The following is a 14,776-nucleotide window of genomic DNA, read 5'->3' on the forward strand; positions in this document are numbered from 1 at the left end:
AGGCACAGTATTCCTCCCCCCGTAGGAGCGGACCTTGTCCGCGATTAGCCGGAACCTCCGGCGCGATTCGCGGATGAGATCCGCTCCTACGCAGCCCCACCCGCGCCATTCCATGTAGGAGCGCGCCCTGCCCGCGAAATCGCGGACAGAGTCCGCTCCTACAGGTTGCCGGGGGACACGGTATTCCTCCCCCCGTAGGAGCGGACCTTGTCCGCGATAGCCGAAACCTCCGGCGCGATTCGCGGATGAGATCCACTCCTACGCTGCCCCACCCACGCCATTCCATGTAGGAGCGCGCCCTGCCCGCGAAATCGCGGGCAGGGCCCGCTCCTACAGGTTGCCGAAAGGCACGGTATTCCTCCCCCCGTAGGAGCGGACCTTGTCCGCGATTAGCCGGAACCTCCGGCGCGATTCGCGGATGAGATCCGCTTACGCTGCCCCACCCGCGCCATTTCATGTAGGAGCGCGCCCTGCGCGCGATTTCGCGGGCAGGGCCCGCTCCTACAGATTGCCGGGAGGCACGGTATTCCTCCCCCCGTAGGAGCGGACCTTGTCCGCGATAGCCGGAACCTCCGGCGCGATTCGCGGATGAGATCCGCTCCTACGCCGCCCCACCCGCGCCATTCCATGTAGGAGCGCGCGCCCTGCGCGCGATTTCGCGGGCAGGGCCCGCTCCTACAGGTGCCGGGGGACACGGTATTCCGCTTCTACGCCACCCGCGCCGGCAGCACGTACTGCCACACCGCGATGAAGTGCAGCAGGCTGCCGGCGATCACGAACAGGTGCCAGATGCCGTGCCAGTGGCGGAAGCGCTCGTCGTAGGCGAAGAACAGGATGCCGATGGTGTAGCTGGCCCCGCCGGCCACCAGCCAGGCCAGGCCGCCCGGGCCGAGGGCGCGGTACAGCGGGCCCAGGGCGATCAGCACGATCCAGCCCATCACCGCGTAGATGACGATGGACAGCACCCGCGCCTCGGAGCGCGGCTTGAGTTCCTGCAGCATGCCCAGCACCGCCAGGCTCCAGACGATGCCGAACAGCGTCCAGCCCCAGGCGCCCTTGAGGCTCACCAGGCAGAAGGGCGTGTAGCTGCCGGCGATCAGCAGGTAGATCGACAGGTGGTCGAGCTTGCGCAGGATCGCCTTGGCCCGCCCGCGCACGCTGTGGTAGGTGGTGGAGACGCTGTAGAGCAGTAGCAGGCTGCCGCTGTAGACCGAGACGCCGACTATCTTCAGCGCATCGCCGAGCAGGCTGCTGGCGATCACCAGCCAGGTGCCGCCCACCAGCGCCGCCACGGCGCCGAGCAGGTGGGTCCAGGCATTGAATCGTTCACCGTGGTACACGTTCTTCCCCCCTGACGCGACCCAGGCACGGCGGGTCGCCTACCAGGATAAGTTAAAACGAAAAAGCCCGGCTGCAAGCCGGGCTTTCGTACGAAGCGACGAACTCACTTCAGAGCGAGGGTGCCCTTCATCATTGCCGAGTGGCCCGGGAAGCTGCAGAAGAACATGTACTGCTCGCCTTCCTTCAGCTTGGAGACGTCGAAGCTCACCGAGTCTTTCTCGCCGGAGCCGATGATCTTGGTGTGGGCGATCACGCGGGTGTCGCCGTCCTTCAGGTAGTTCTTGTCCAGGCCGGCGGCCATGCCGTCGGCGACCACGCCCTGCATGTCGGCGGCGGTGGTCAGCACCCAGTTGTGGCCCATGACGTTCTTCGGCAGGGCGCCAGGGTGGGACAGGTTCACGGTGAAGGTCTTGCAGCTCTTGTCCACGCTGATGGCGTTGGTGTTGAACTGCATCTGGTCGTTGCCTTGAATGTCCACCGAGCATTCGGCAGCCAGCAGCGGGGCGCTGAACAGACCGAGCAGGGTGACAGCAGCGAGTTTGTGGAACATACGAGCCTCCTGGGCAGGTTGGGCGGAGAATCCGGAACGGCAGACTGCCCGATAGTCGGGCGGCGCCTGCTGATCCAGGTCAATTCGGTGCGGGCGGCGCCATAGTCTTGCCAGCATGCAGTTCTATCAGGCTGATACGAACTTTCAACGAGGCAAATTAGCGCGCCCCGTCCAGCATAGACCGTCACGGATGCCTGACGGAGAGCGTCGCCATGCACGACAAATCGGATACAAACATGTATACAATTTTTCAGCAAGTCCTCGCGTGCTATGCCCAGGGCGCTTGCGGCGGCTAGGTCGGCCATGGCGGCTTGGAGCGCGGACACGCAGCAGTTACTCTGACGACCGTTTTGACGGTCACGGAGTTCCAGACAATGACCTTGCGTTCCATCTGCGTATTCTGCGGCGCCAGCCCCGGTGCCAGCCCCATTTACCGCGAAGCGGCCGAGAGCCTCGGCCGGCACATCGCCGAGCGCGGCCTGCGCCTGGTCTATGGCGGCGGCGCCGTGGGCCTGATGGGCATGGTGGCCGATGCCGCCCTGGCCGCCGGCGGCGAGGTGGTGGGGATCATCCCGCAGAGCCTGAAAGAGGCGGAAATCGGCCACAAGGGCCTGAGCCGCCTGGAAGTGGTCGACGGCATGCACGCGCGCAAGGCGCGCATGGCCGAGCTGAGCGACGCCTTCATCGCCCTGCCCGGCGGCCTGGGCACCCTGGAGGAACTCTTCGAGGTCTGGACCTGGGGCCAACTGGGCTACCACGCCAAGCCCCTGGGCCTGCTGGAAGTGAACGGCTTCTACGACCCGCTGCTGAGCTTCCTCGACCACCTGGTGCAGGAACGCTTCGTCCGTGCGGAACACCGCCAGATGCTGCAGCGCGGCGCCACCCCGGCCGAACTGATCGACGCCCTGCAGGCCTGGAAGCCCCTGGCCGCGCCCAAGTGGGTCGACCGCGCGCCGACCTAGCGCCAGCACTCGGCGGTGGCCGGGCTACGCTGCCCCAGGGCGTTGAGCGTCAGGGGGCCGCAGCGGGGGTCGTTGCGCTTTGGCGTGACCTTCAGCAGGTAGCCACCATCGCCATCTTCGCCGGCCGACAGCGTCAGGACGTAGCGCCCATTGCGCGAGGTCGCCTGCAGGCCGAGAGAGGCGATTTTTTTATTGTCCACCATATAGCGACGGTTCTGCGCGAAGAATCGTTCCTGGCGCGCCGCCGCCTCCATCAGCAGGGCCTGGCCTTCGGCGCGGTCGGAGCGCCGCGCGTATTCCACGTAGCTGGGATAGGCGACGCTGGCCAGGATGCCGACGATGACCACGGCGATCATCAGCTCCAGCAGGCTGAAACCCCGCTGCCCGCTCATTCCGATGCCTCCATCTGGCGCCAGCTCTGCCGGCCCGGGCGGATGCCGTCGTAGAAGCGCACCGCCCCTTCGCTGCCGTGGGCGACACCCAGGCCGCTGGACAGGTCGAAGCCGAGGGACGCCCCGCCCAGGCCGCCGGGGAGCAGCACACCGGCGACCTTGTTGCCGTCGTCACGGTCCCGCGCATCGACCACGCCGTCGTTGTTGTAGTCCAGCGCGTCCGTCAGCGGCGCCCCGCCAGTCAGGGGGTTGAGCGCCAGCAGCCAGGTGCTGACGCCATCCTGGCAGGGGTCGGCGTTCGGCGTCAGGGTGGCGAACAAGGCCAGCCGGCCGCTGCTGGCCGGGTCGGCGACGACCTGCTCGCCGGTCTTCGGCAGGTCCAGCAGCCAGCCATGCACGCCGTTGCCGCCCGCGCCGGGCTTCTGCGCAACGGGCGCCCAGGCCAGCGGGTTGCTGCTGAGGCTTCGGTAGCTGTCGGCGATCTTGGTGAACTCCTGGGCCTGGAGCCTGCTGCGCGTCACCGTCGAGTCGTTGCCGCCCTGCTCTCCCGCGACCAGCCTGTCCCAGATGCCGTAGAGGCTCATCGCCCGGCTGGTGTCGGCCTCGGCGTCGTGGACCTCGAAGTATTTGCCGGTGCCCAGCAGCGCCAGCACGCCCTGGCCCGAGGGATGGCGGACCAGCCAGGGCGCCGCGGTGATGGGCTGTACCTCGCCCTCTTTGCCCGGAGCAAGAGGGGCAAGGCGGGCGCGGAACAGCGGCCGGCCGGCCAGCCCGACCCGGTAGTCGGAGGCGCTGGCGGAGTCGGGGCCGCCATATCCGCCCTGGCTGGTGGCCTTGTAGAGGTCGAAGCGCCAGAGGTTGCCGAGCAGGTCGCCGGCGTAGGCGTGGTCGACGATGCCGTCGCCGTCCATGTCCGCGGCGCGGGGGCTGGACAGGCCGTTGGCGGCATCGCCGCCCTGGCTCACGTTGAGTTCGCGCAGCAGCGAGCCGGTGGCGATGTCGATCAGGTAGAGCACCGCCATGTCCTGCAGGCCGTCGTAGCCGTTGGCCGCCAGCACCGCCCACTGGCCGCTGTGCAGGCGGGTGATGACCGGGCGCGCCAGGGTATGGCCGAGGCGTGCGAACGGGCCGGCGCCGCCTTCGATCTCCCAGAGCAGCTTCGGCTGCTGCGGGTCGGTGACGTCCAGGGCGAAGAGCGCGCGGCCGCCGGCGCCGAGGCCGCCGACCAGCACGGTGCGCCAGGCGCCGTCGAAGAACACGTCTTCGGCGACCAGGGGGCCGTCCACCAGGTAGCGATGCTCCGCAATGGTGTAGCGCGGATCGGTCAACCGGTACATGCCGGCCAGGGCGGGACGGGGCACGAAGGCGAAGACCTCTTCGCCGGTCTCGGCGTCGAAGGCGTGCAGCATGCCATCGTTGGCGCCGACGTAGATCATGCTGCGCCGCGAGGCCTGCGCCGCCTTGAATTCGCTGTAGGCGTCGTCCCTGCTGCTCAGGCCGTCATTGTCGGGGCTTTCCAGGCGGTCGCGCGGCAGCGCCGGGCGGGACGGCGCCGTCACCAGCAGCGGCGCCGAGTTGACGATGTCGCCGAGCAGCCCGCCGCGCACGCGGAACTCGCTCCCTTCGAGGTCGCGCTTGCCGGCCAGGTACTGTACGCGTGCTTCGCCGCGGGAGTCCTGGTCGCCGGAGAGCGTCTGGTTGAAGACGCGCCGCTGCCCGCTGTCGAGGTTGCTCCAGGCGAAGTCCACCAGGCTCTTGCCCTTGCCCATGAGTACCCGCCGCGGGTTCTTGCGCGCGTCGAGCAGCGCCTTGGCGCTCCACAGCTGCTGCCGGCCGGCGTTCGCCGGTTGCAGGTACTTGACCAGGTCGCCGCTCCAGTCCTCGCTGGAGAAGGAGGCGACGTAGACATGCGCCTGGTCCTTCACCTCGCCGGCCGCCACCGCCGGCCGCGCCGCCGAGGCCGCACGGTTGACGATGCGCGAGAGGATGCTGGCGAAGGCGTCGACCATCTGCTGCGGGTCCTCGGCGCTGAAGAACTCGCCGCGGGAGTTGATCGCCGCGTGCCAGAGGTCGTAGACGTTGTTTTCATGATCGGAGCTCGCTGGCGGCCAGGCGATGCTGCCATTGGCCAGGCCCTGGTAGCCGGCCCCCTCGAAGGTGCCGCCGGACCATTGCGGGCTGAGCAGCGAGTGCCCCAGGCCCAGGCCCATGGTGAAAGTCACCAGGTGCTGCCAGGTCGCCGGGTTGTTGCGCGGGTCCCAGTATTGCAGGGTGGCATCCGCCTGGGCGAAGGGAACGTAGGGCTTCAGCTCGTTGGCAAGGTCCGTGCGCGCATCGGTGGCCCAGTAGTGGAAGGCCAGGTCGGCCAGGGTGTTCTTCGCCCCGTCCTTGAAGGGCGAGCGGGCCGCATAGTGAGCGCCGTCCGGCAACGTCCTGCCACTACCATCGACGTTGCCGCCCACCGAGCCCGCCCTGCCGTTCCACAGCCCATCGGTCATCATCAGGTGATAGCTGGGGCGACAGGTGAATTTCGGCTCTTTCTTGCCGCCGGGCTCGAAGTCGTAGGCTGGGCCGTCCTCGTCGGCGATGAATTTGCCGGCCCGGTCCAGCGCCTGACGCAGAGGCGTACCGCCGCTGAACCTGACGCTCGACAGCCAGTGGAAGAAATCCGCGCGGTGCTTCTTGGCGAATGGACGAAACGGGTTGCCACCGCTGTAGCTGATGCCGTTGCACCCCCACTGCCCGTCGAGCTGGCTGCAGCCGTTCAAATCCTGCCAGGTCAGCCGGATGGACTCGGGCAGGCTGTTGAAGGCCAGGTTGGCGGCGCTCTGGGTGGCCAGGGCGCGGTTGCGGTAGAAGGCGTACCAGATGGCGAAGTTCTCCCGTTCGTCCTCGCCGTTCGGGCCGGAGTTCGCGCCGACCTTGACCAGTTTGTAGCACTTGTCGTCGGTCGAGGACGCCGAGCAGCCGCTCAGGCTCGCGTCGAACCTGTAGTAGTAGGCCGGCACACCATGCTGGGTAAGGTCCACCGTGGAGGTGCCTGCGAGCACATTGTAACTACAGGGAACCCACCTGCCGTTGAGATGCCCATCGCACGCGAACCACTCCGTGCGCTTGATCTCCAGCCTAAGGCCGGGAGCGAGGTCACCATCCCAGGTCTGCCCGGTGGACAGCGAAGCGCTGCGCTTGAAGTCCCTTTCGGGATTCTTCGTCTGCTCGAGATCGCTCGACGAATCCGGAGAATAACGCCAGGTCACCCGGTACTCATTGGCCAGGTCGATCGTCTCGCGTCTTTCATCGAAGCCGTTACGCCTGACCCGGGTGAAATCGAAGCCACCGCCCTGGCTGACGGGGTATTCGCGCACCGTCAGTCGACCGTTGCTGAAGGTGACCTGCTTCGGCACCCGGTAGGTCAGTTGGGGGTTGTAGTACATCGGGTTGTAGCTGGCCGCCTTGGCCCGACGACTATCGGCGTGCTTACCGATGGCATCGGGAACGTAAGCCATGTGCATGCTGCCGGAACTGTCCATCGTCAGGATCAGGTTCGGCGCCACCGTCTGGCTGAGGAACAGCGGCTGCTGGCTGATGTGCAGCTTATCGGCGCTCGCCGGCATGGCCAGCCAGGCCGCTGCCAGGCCGAGGAAGAGACGGGGGTAGTGGCGGCGAAGGCTCATCGGTTTTCCTCAGTTCACGTAGCGCCGGGCGAAGACCGATTGCAGGAGCACCGGCGTGCGCCCGTCATCGCTCCCCGCGTAGGCGCCGGCGTAGTAGTAGTCGGTGCGCAGCTGCGGCTCGTCGAGGTTGCCCAGGTTCAGGCCGTCGCCATCGCTGGCGAAGTAGACTGCGTGCTGGCGCAGCGTCCGGTCGAAGCCGCTCTGGCCGTCGGCGCCGCGGTAGTCGATGGCGTTCTGCGCCTTTCCCCACCACGCACCCGGATCGCTGCTCCAGCTCCACTGCCAGGCGCCCTGCTCGTCGACGCGCCGCACGCTGTCCACCTGCAGCACGCAGAGGCCCTGGCGCCCGGCGCAACTGGCGCCGCGCAGGTCGTCGCCGCCGGCGATATCCGCCAGGCGCCGCTCGACGTTGCGCAAGGCCGATTCGGCCGCGTTGAAGGCGCGCACCTGTTCCGCGCGGTTGCCGGCCAGGCGGAACTCCAACTGGCTGGCGGAGATGCCGGACAGGGCCAGCACGGTCATCAGCAGCAGCATGACCAGCGCCACGACGAGCACGGCGCCGCCCTGGGCCGTTGTGCTTGCACGGACATTCATGGCTTCAGGTTCCTCTGGGCGATGGCGGCGAAGGCGATCTGCAACGGACGGGTGTCGCTGGCGGCGATGGCGGGGGCTCGGCCACTCAGCGCCTGCCAGTCGTTGCGCACCCCGCTGACGATGCCGTCGCCCTGGCCGCCCTTGCCGGCGAACAGCAGGTACAGGCCGACCTGCTGTACTTGCTCGGTGCTGTCGGCCAGCGGCTGGAAGCTGAAATCCACCATGTCCTCGACCAGCACGCTGGCGGAACCGGGGCCGCTTCCCCCTTCGACGAAGGAAGTGCAAGTCAGCTTTCCGGCGTTGCTGTCCAGCGCCAGGTGGGCGACCACGTTGAGCGGTTTCGTCGAGAAAGGCAGCGACGCGCCGCTGCAGTCCGCCTCTTGCGCCTCCAGGCCACGCTGGTAGCGCACGCACAAGGCCGCGCTCCTGTTGCCCTGGGCCAGGGCCAGCGTCTGCCCGGCGGCGAAAGCCGGACAGCCATGGACGGCTCCCCGTGCCGGGAAGGCTTCCTCGGCTATTTGCGCCTGGGGCCTGGCCCGGTAGCCGGCGCGTGCCACCAGGCGCTCGATGGCGTGGGTGGCGAAACGGGCATTGCCCTGGTTGGCCAGTTGGCCGAACTGGAACTGGGCGTGGCGCTTCTGGTCGAGGAACAACTGGGTGACACCGATGATCAGCACGCTGCCGAGCAGCAGCGCCACCATCAGTTCGACCAGCGACAGGCCCCGCTGGCCATGCTGCAGATGGGAGGCCCTCATTTCACAGCTCCGCGCGCAGCACGTAGCTGCACACGCCCCCGTCGCACATTTTCGAACGCTTGTCGGCCCAGGCGACGCGGATCATCACCAGGGAACCGGCGTCGGAACAGGCTTCGCCCGAAGCGCTGCGGCAGACCGCGAACTCCTTCGTCAGGAGGTCCTCGGTCACCGGCAGCAAGCGCTCGATCCGGCCACGCCAGCAGCCGAGGTCGGCGGTCGCGACGCCGTCGCCACCGCTACCGCGCTGCCGTGTCCCGCAGTTGTCTGGTATGGCTGGAAAGACGGACTTCTCGGCCTTGAAATACTTCGACTCGCCGTTCAACTGCCCCGTCGCGTCGAGCACCGCGTCGCGGTTGCTGCGCATCATCTCCAGCAGGTCGTGGGCGAGCATCACCGCGTTGCCCTGCAGGGTGGCCGCCTGGGTGTTCTGCACCGCCTGCGACTGCAGGGCGAGCATGCCCAGGCTGCCCACCGTCAGCACCAGCAGCGCCACCAGCACCTCGATCAGGCCGACGCCTGCGCATGCGGCCCTCATGAGCAGCCTCCGCTGGCCGGCAAGGCTATCTGCCCGCTGGCGAGGATGCGGATGCGCTGGCAGGTCGCGCCGTCCACGGCCGGGCAGATGCTGATGCAGGTCGCGTTGCCGCCCAGGCGCCCATCGGCGCGGAAGACGATGCTGTTAGCAGCGCTGGCCAGGACGACGGCGTCACGCAGCGTCACCTGCCGCAGGCTGGTGCTGCCGGCCGTCACCGCCAGAGTCCCGCGCCAGGTACTGCCCTGGGCCGGCTTCAGTGTGACGGAGCGCCCGCGGCTGGCCGCCTCGCTGCGGGTATAGAGCAGCAGCGCATACAGCTCCTGGGCGGCGCCCTGCACCTGCTGGCTGCGTACCAGTTGGGTGAAGCCGGGTACCGCGATGGCGAGGGTGATGGCCAGCACGGCCAGGGTGACGAGCAGCTCGATCAGGCTGAAAGCGGCGAAACGGGAATGGCGTGGCATCGGGCCCCCGGGCGATGAAGACGGCGACCGGCGCGGGAAGCGTCGGTCGAGGTCCACCCAGGGTGCGCTTGTCGACGGGGGGAATATGCAGGATGAATCGCCAGCTTCGGCGGGGCCTCCCCACTCGCGGGAAGGTGAAATTTCCTATGGCGGCAGGAAAGCTCCTGCGCACTCACCGGCTGTCGAGGATTGACGACCGCCCATCCCCAACGGCGTAGGAAAACGCATTCGGAAGCACCAGGGGCACCCTTGCGGTGCCCCTGTGTGTGGCGCGGCGATCAGTTGGCGGATTGCTGCTGCACGATGATGGTCTGCGCCGGCATCGGCGCCGGGAAGCCGGTGCCCAGGGCTTCCTTGATGGTGCGGTTGGTGTCGAAGTAGACCTGCCAGTAGTTGTCGTTGTGGCAGTACGGGCGCACCGCCAGCACCGGGCCGACCAGGTTGAACTCGAGGATCTCCACCTCCACCGGCGGCTCGTCGAGCACGTTGGGGATCTGCGCGATGCGCTCCTTGAGCAGGGCCGTGGCGGCCGCGTAGTCGGCGGCGCCGGACAACTGGGCCTTGAGTTCGACGCGGCGGAAGGGGTTGTGGCTGTAGTTCTGGATGGTGTCGCCGAAGACCTTGTTGTTGCCCACCAGGGTCAGCACGTTGTCCGGGGTGTTGATGGCGGTGGAGAACAGGCCGATCTCCTTGACCGTGCCGGTGACGCCGGCGGCGGTGATGAAATCGCCGACCTTGAACGGCCGCAGGACGATGATGAAGCCGCCGGCGGCGAGGTTGGCCAGCAGCCCCGACCAGGCCATGCCGATGGCCACGCCGGCCGCGGCGATCAGCGCCGCCAGGCTGGTGGTCTGCACGCCGAAGTAGCCGAGGATGCCGATCACCAGGACGATGTTGAGGGTCACGGTGATGAAGGAGCCGACGTAGCGCAGCAGCGTCGGGTCGACGCTCTGCCGGGCCAGGGCTCGCTCGACCATGCCCACCGCCAGGCCGATCAGCCAGCGGCCGATCACCCAGAAGGCGATGGCGGCGAGGATCTTGATGCCGAAGGCCAGGGCGTACTGCTGCACCAGCGACCAGATTTCGTTGAACTTCTCCGTACCCACGTTGACGATGTTCGTGTCGCCCATGGCCTGGCCCATCCGTTGATTGGGAAATGACCAGGGAAAAGCTAGCACGCCGTTCGCGGCTTGCCCGGCGGGCGGGGTTGTCAGGAGCAACTAACTTGCCGGCTGCGCAGAGGCGCTTTTCGTAGGATGGGTTGAGCTTGCGAAACCCATGCGGCCTTGGTGATGGGTATCGCTTCGCTCAACCCATCCTACGACGGCGTTTCTCCTGCACCACCCTCACCCCAACCCTCTCCCGCAAGCGGGAGAGGGGGCTGTCCTGAGCGGGTGGGGAATCCGGGGTCGTCCTGGTACACCTGGCTACGAACAGCGCTTGCCCGTAGGGCGCAAGATCGTAGCGGACCTTGTCCGCGATAGCCGGAACCACCGGCGCGATTCGCGGATGAGATCCGCTCCTACGCTGCCCCACCCACGCCATTCCCCTGCGCGCGTTTCGCGGGCAGGGCCCGCTCCTACAGGCTGACGCCGAAACTCCAGCCCACGCCGAACGGCCCCCTCTCCCTCCGGGAGAGGGCTGGGGTGAGGGAGCGGAGTCAACCGGACACATAGCAGCCACCCGCAAGCACCGTTCGCGAGCAGGCTCGCTCCTACAGGCTGACGTCGAAACTCCAGCCCACGCCGAACGGCCCCTCTCCCTCCGGGAGAGGGCTGGGGTGAGGGAGCGGAGTCAACCGGACACACAGCAGCCACCCGCAAGCACCGTTCGCGAGCAAGCTCGCTCCTACAGGCTGACGTCGAAACTCCAGCCCACGCCGAACGGCCCCCTCTCCCTCCGGGAGAGGGCTGGGGTGAGGGAGCGGAGTCAACCGGACACGCAGCAGCCACCCGCAAGCACCGTTCGCGAGCAAGCTCGCTCCTACGAAGAGCACTCCGGCGCAGTCGGCAAGGCAGTGGACCTGGCCTTGGCCGCTCTGCTACACCGCCAATTCCCAATGCGGCATCACCGTCACCCGCACTTCCGGGTCGTGGCTGCCGCCGCCGAGGATCACCCCGCGCAGCGGCGAGACGTCGGCGAAGTCGCGGCCCCAGGCCAGGGTGATGTGTTCCAGAGCCGGGAGGATGTTGTTGGTGGGGTCGAAGTCTACCCAGCCGTTGGCCGGGCAGTACAGCGAGACCCAGGCGTGGGAGGCGTCGGCGCCGATCAGGCGGGGCTGGCCGGGTGGCGGGCGGGTCAGCAGGTAGCCGCTGACGTAGCGGGCCGCCAGGCCGCGCGAGCGCAGGCAGGCGAGCATCAGGTGGGCGAAGTCCTGGCACACGCCGCGGCGGCGCTCCAGCACTTCGGTCAGCGGCGTCGCCACCTGGGTGGCTTCGGCGTCGAAGGCGAATTCGTCGAAGATTTTCTGCATCAGCGCCGCGGCGCCTTCCAGCAGCGGCCGGCCGGCGGGGAAGCAGTCGGCGGCGAATTCGGCGAACTGGCGCTTGATGCGCACGTAGGGCGATTCCATGCGGAAGCGGCAGGCTTCCAGTTCCTGCGCCGACAGGGCGCGGCCGCGGAAGGCCAGGTCGGCGGCCACCTGTTCCCAGGCCGGCGAGGCGTGCAGCGGCAGGCGCGGCAGCACTTCGATCTGCAGGCGGGCGTTCACCTGCAGTTCGTCATGGGGCCGTTCGAAGGCCAGGCGCGTCAGCGGGTTGCCGAACACGTCGAAGCCGTCGCTGCGCTGGGTGGGCACGGGTTCGATTTGCAGTTCGCGGCCCAGGCAGCGCTGCCGGGGACAGTCGCGCGGCCACAGGTGCAGCAGTTGCTGCGACAGCGACACCGGCGCGGCATAGCGGTAGCGGGTGTCGTGGAACACCTGGTAGCGCGCCACCGGCGCGGACGTTGGGGAAAGCTGGGTTTCGGCCATCAGGTGGATACCGTGCGCTGGCTGACGTCGTCGACGTGGGCGAAGTAGCGCAGGCCGAGGCGGTCGGATGCCTGGCCGGCGCCCTGCGCCAGTTCGCGCAGCAGGCGCGCCAGGCCGGCGAGCACTTCGTCCTGCCCGGCGCTGCCGAACAGCGGGTTCTCCAGGGTGGCGAAGTCGAAGGCCAGCAGGCGCGCGGTGAGCAGCGCCAGTTCCTGCTCGCGGGGCATGCCGAATTCCTGGTGCAGGCGTTCCAGGGAGCGCTCCAGGGCCTGCAACTGGAAGTACAGGGCGTGGGGATTCTGCTCGTGCAGCAACAGCAGGTCGAGCACCGGGATCAGCTGCGGCCCGGCGAGGTAGCGCGAGCGGTAGGTGATGGTGCTGTTGCCCAGCTCCAGCAGCCATTCCAGGGCGCCCGGGTCCCAGGCCGCGCCGCCGTCGAGGAAGCCGGCGATGGCGTCGGCGAAGAACTGGATGCGCTCGATGCGCCGGCCGATCATCAGGAAGCGCCAGCCGTCGTCTCGGGTCATGTCGTCGAGGGCGAAGCCGGACAGCGCGGCCAGGGACATCAGCAGGCGGTTGAGGAAGTCCAGGGCGTCGCCCAGTTCGGTGTCGCGCGCGTCCAGCGCCTGTAGGTCGCGCTGCAGCTCCATCAGCGCCAGCCAGTTCTCCCGCGACAGCCGCCCGCGCACCTGGGCGGCGGCCCAGTGCAGGCGGCGCAGGTTGGCGCAGAGGCTGTTGCTCCAGTGCTCGTCCAGCAGGGCCGCCAGCAGGCGCTGCTCCAGTGGCGCCTCGCCCCGGGGGATCAGGCCCATGGCGCCGGCCAGGTCCAGCGCGCTGCGCAGGGCCTGCTCGTCGCCGTCGGCATCGACGTAGCGCGACAGCACCACGCGCAGCAGCCGGGCGTTGTCGTCGCAGCGCTCGGCGTAGCGGCCGAACCAGTAGAGGTTTTCCACCACCCGCGAGGGCAGGTACGGGTCCTGCCGGATCAGGTCGCGCGCGCCTATGTTGCGCGGCCGCAGCGGCTCGCCGTGGACCGGGCGGTCGGCCAGCACCCAGGTGTCCTTGCTGGCCCCGCCGCGCTGCATGGAGACCACTTCGGCGTCCGCCGCCGAGGCCACCCGCGTCAGGCCGCCGGGCATCACCCAGTAGCGGCCGTCGCTGGCGGCCACGGCGAACACGCGCATGCCGATGGCGCGCGATTGCAGCTCGCCGCGCGCCCCGACCTGCTGCCACACCGGCGCCTGGGACAGCTGCGCCTGGCGCTGCGCCACGTAGGCGTGGGGCTGCGCGCGCAGGCGCTGGCACAGCTCGGTGCGGGCCGCCGGGCCCAGGGTGTGGCCGAACAGCGGCTCGAAGCTCTGCGAGGGGAAGGCCGGCTTGATGACCAGGCGCTCCAGCTCGCCCAGCGCCATGTCCAGGGCGCCCGGTTCGCCGCACCAGCGCGTCTGCACCGCCGGCAGCAGCAGGTCTTCGCCGAACAGCCGGCGGCTGGCCGCCGGCAGGAAGCCCAGCAGCCCCGGCGACTCCAGCACGCCGCTGCCCAGGGCGTTGGCCACCAGCACGCGGCCGCGGCGCACGGCGTCGAGCAGGCCGGGCACGCCGAGGGCGGAGTCGGTGCGCAGTTCCAGCGGGTCGCAGAAGTCGTCGTCCAGGCGCCGCAGCACCGCATGGACGCGCTTCAGGCCGCCGAGGGTCTTCAGGTAGAGGGTGGCGTCGCGCACCGTCAGGTCGTGGCCTTCCACCAGCGGGAAGCCGAGCTGGCGCGCCAGGTACAGGTGCTCGAAGTAGGTTTCGTTGAAGCGCCCCGGGGTCAGCAGCACCACCAGCGGTGTCTCGCCGTCGGCCGGGGCGCAGTGCGCGAGGGTTTCCTGCAGGGTGCGGAAGTAGCCGGCCAGGTACTGCACGCGCAGTTCGCGGTACAGCTCCGGCAGGGCGCGGGAGATGATCTGCCGGTTCTCCAGAGCGTAGCCGGCGCCGGAGGGCGCCTGGGTGCGGTCGGCGAGCACGTGCCAGCGGCCGTCGGCGTCGCGCGCCAGGTCCACGGCATAGCTGTGCAGGTAGATGCCGCCGGGCACCGGCAGGCCGCCGCAGGGCCAGAGGAAGTTGGGGTGGCCGTAGACCAGTTCGGTCGGCAGCACACCCTCGGCGAGCAGGCGCTGCTCGCCGTAGAGGTCGGCCAGCACCGCGTTGAGCAGCCGCCCGCGCTGCGCCACGCCAGCGGCGATGCCGGCCCATTCCTCAGCGGACAGCAGGTTGGGCAGCAGGTCCAGCTCCCAGGGGCGGTCGGCGCCCTTGGGGTCGGCGTAGACGTTGTAGGTCACGCCGTTTTCCTGGATCTGCCGCGCCAGCAGGGCCTGGCGCTGCTCCAGCTGCGCGGCGCTGGCGCGTTCCAGGCGCTGGACCAGGCGTTGCCAGTGCGGGCGCACGCCGCCCGCGGCGTCCAGCAGTTCGTGGTACGCCGTGGCGGACAGCGGGTAGTGGGCGAGCAACTCGGACATCAGGGACTCGGCGTGCAAGGCGGCCTGTTCACTTTAGCGGGCG

General features: G+C 68.7%; 12 protein-coding genes. 1 reads left to right on the forward strand and 11 read right to left on the reverse strand.

Going from position 1 to position 14,776, the window contains the following annotated elements; genetic code table 11:
• Nucleotides 1-707 precede the first annotated feature (707 nt).
• The gene (gene trhA, locus QSJ95_RS00905; RefSeq protein WP_043268620.1) at nucleotides 708-1,340 is read right to left on the reverse strand and encodes a PAQR family membrane homeostasis protein TrhA; all 633 of its coding nucleotides are present in this window, start codon (nucleotides 1,338-1,340) and stop codon (nucleotides 708-710) included.
• Between the two features lie 104 nt (nucleotides 1,341-1,444).
• Nucleotides 1,445-1,891: an azurin gene (azu, locus tag QSJ95_RS00910; protein WP_009613416.1), complete on the reverse strand. Its 447-nt coding sequence runs from the start codon at nucleotides 1,889-1,891 to the stop codon at nucleotides 1,445-1,447.
• Between the two features lie 374 nt (nucleotides 1,892-2,265).
• Between azu and QSJ95_RS00915 the strand changes: the two genes are divergently transcribed.
• Nucleotides 2,266-2,853 carry a cytokinin riboside 5'-monophosphate phosphoribohydrolase gene (locus tag QSJ95_RS00915; protein WP_009613417.1) on the forward strand — a complete coding sequence of 196 codons (588 nt, stop codon included), beginning with the start codon at nucleotides 2,266-2,268 and terminating at the stop codon, nucleotides 2,851-2,853.
• Here QSJ95_RS00915 and QSJ95_RS00920 read toward each other — a convergent pair.
• The 9 genes from QSJ95_RS00920 to QSJ95_RS00960 all read right to left on the reverse strand — a co-directional run bounded on the left by QSJ95_RS00920 (nucleotide 2,850) and on the right by QSJ95_RS00960 (nucleotide 14,733).
• Nucleotides 2,850-3,245: a type IV pilin protein gene (locus QSJ95_RS00920; RefSeq protein WP_043316851.1), complete on the reverse strand. Its 396-nt coding sequence runs from the start codon at nucleotides 3,243-3,245 to the stop codon at nucleotides 2,850-2,852. The genes QSJ95_RS00915 and QSJ95_RS00920 overlap by 4 nt on opposite strands.
• Nucleotides 3,242-6,919 (reverse strand): pilus assembly protein, encoded by a 3,678-nt coding sequence (locus tag QSJ95_RS00925; RefSeq protein WP_285639204.1) that lies wholly within the window; start codon nucleotides 6,917-6,919, stop codon nucleotides 3,242-3,244. The genes QSJ95_RS00920 and QSJ95_RS00925 overlap by 4 nt, the downstream gene beginning before the upstream one ends.
• 9 nt (nucleotides 6,920-6,928) lie before the next feature.
• A complete protein-coding gene (locus tag QSJ95_RS00930) occupies nucleotides 6,929-7,513 on the reverse strand; it encodes a pilus assembly PilX family protein (RefSeq protein WP_285639206.1) in 585 nt (194 codons plus the stop codon).
• Nucleotides 7,510-8,268: a PilW family protein gene (locus QSJ95_RS00935; protein ID WP_281686085.1), complete on the reverse strand. Its 759-nt coding sequence runs from the start codon at nucleotides 8,266-8,268 to the stop codon at nucleotides 7,510-7,512. The genes QSJ95_RS00930 and QSJ95_RS00935 overlap by 4 nt, the downstream gene beginning before the upstream one ends.
• A 1-nt stretch (nucleotide 8,269) precedes the next feature.
• Nucleotides 8,270-8,803 carry a type IV pilus modification protein PilV gene (pilV, locus tag QSJ95_RS00940; protein WP_269962202.1) on the reverse strand — a complete coding sequence of 178 codons (534 nt, stop codon included), beginning with the start codon at nucleotides 8,801-8,803 and terminating at the stop codon, nucleotides 8,270-8,272.
• On the reverse strand, nucleotides 8,800-9,264 hold the full coding sequence (locus QSJ95_RS00945; protein ID WP_051878584.1) for a GspH/FimT family pseudopilin: 465 nt from the start codon (nucleotides 9,262-9,264) through the stop codon (nucleotides 8,800-8,802). Before QSJ95_RS00945 ends, pilV begins: the two co-directional genes overlap by 4 nt.
• Nucleotides 9,265-9,542: 278 nt before the next feature.
• Nucleotides 9,543-10,394, reverse strand: coding sequence for a mechanosensitive ion channel family protein (locus QSJ95_RS00950; RefSeq protein ID WP_043269128.1), 852 nt, complete (start codon nucleotides 10,392-10,394; stop codon nucleotides 9,543-9,545).
• A 911-nt stretch (nucleotides 10,395-11,305) separates the two neighbouring features.
• The gene (locus QSJ95_RS00955; RefSeq protein ID WP_285639212.1) at nucleotides 11,306-12,235 is read right to left on the reverse strand and encodes a transglutaminase family protein; all 930 of its coding nucleotides are present in this window, start codon (nucleotides 12,233-12,235) and stop codon (nucleotides 11,306-11,308) included.
• Entirely contained in the window at nucleotides 12,235-14,733 is a 2,499-nt protein-coding gene (locus QSJ95_RS00960; RefSeq protein WP_285639213.1) for a circularly permuted type 2 ATP-grasp protein, read from the reverse strand. The genes QSJ95_RS00955 and QSJ95_RS00960 overlap by 1 nt, the downstream gene beginning before the upstream one ends.
• Nucleotides 14,734-14,776 lie beyond the last annotated feature (43 nt).

The sequence above is a fragment of the Pseudomonas sp. NBRC 100443 genome, assembly GCF_030268185.1.
Classification (GTDB): Bacteria; Pseudomonadota; Gammaproteobacteria; order Pseudomonadales; family Pseudomonadaceae; genus Pseudomonas; species Pseudomonas citronellolis.

Coding starts and splice junctions, on each gene's coding strand:
- azu (WP_009613416.1), bottom strand. CDS start 1,891: ATGTTCCACAAACTCGCTGCTGTCACCCTGCTCGGTCTGTTCAGCGCC.
- QSJ95_RS00915 (WP_009613417.1), top strand. CDS start 2,266: ATGACCTTGCGTTCCATCTGCGTATTCTGCGGCGCCAGCCCCGGTGCC.
- QSJ95_RS00920 (WP_043316851.1), bottom strand. CDS start 3,245: ATGAGCGGGCAGCGGGGTTTCAGCCTGCTGGAGCTGATGATCGCCGTG.
- QSJ95_RS00925 (WP_285639204.1), bottom strand. CDS start 6,919: ATGAGCCTTCGCCGCCACTACCCCCGTCTCTTCCTCGGCCTGGCAGCG.
- QSJ95_RS00930 (WP_285639206.1), bottom strand. CDS start 7,513: ATGAATGTCCGTGCAAGCACAACGGCCCAGGGCGGCGCCGTGCTCGTC.
- QSJ95_RS00935 (WP_281686085.1), bottom strand. CDS start 8,268: ATGAGGGCCTCCCATCTGCAGCATGGCCAGCGGGGCCTGTCGCTGGTC.
- pilV (WP_269962202.1), bottom strand. CDS start 8,803: ATGAGGGCCGCATGCGCAGGCGTCGGCCTGATCGAGGTGCTGGTGGCG.
- QSJ95_RS00945 (WP_051878584.1), bottom strand. CDS start 9,264: ATGCCACGCCATTCCCGTTTCGCCGCTTTCAGCCTGATCGAGCTGCTC.
- QSJ95_RS00950 (WP_043269128.1), bottom strand. CDS start 10,394: ATGGGCGACACGAACATCGTCAACGTGGGTACGGAGAAGTTCAACGAA.
- QSJ95_RS00955 (WP_285639212.1), bottom strand. CDS start 12,235: ATGGCCGAAACCCAGCTTTCCCCAACGTCCGCGCCGGTGGCGCGCTAC.
- QSJ95_RS00960 (WP_285639213.1), bottom strand. CDS start 14,733: ATGTCCGAGTTGCTCGCCCACTACCCGCTGTCCGCCACGGCGTACCAC.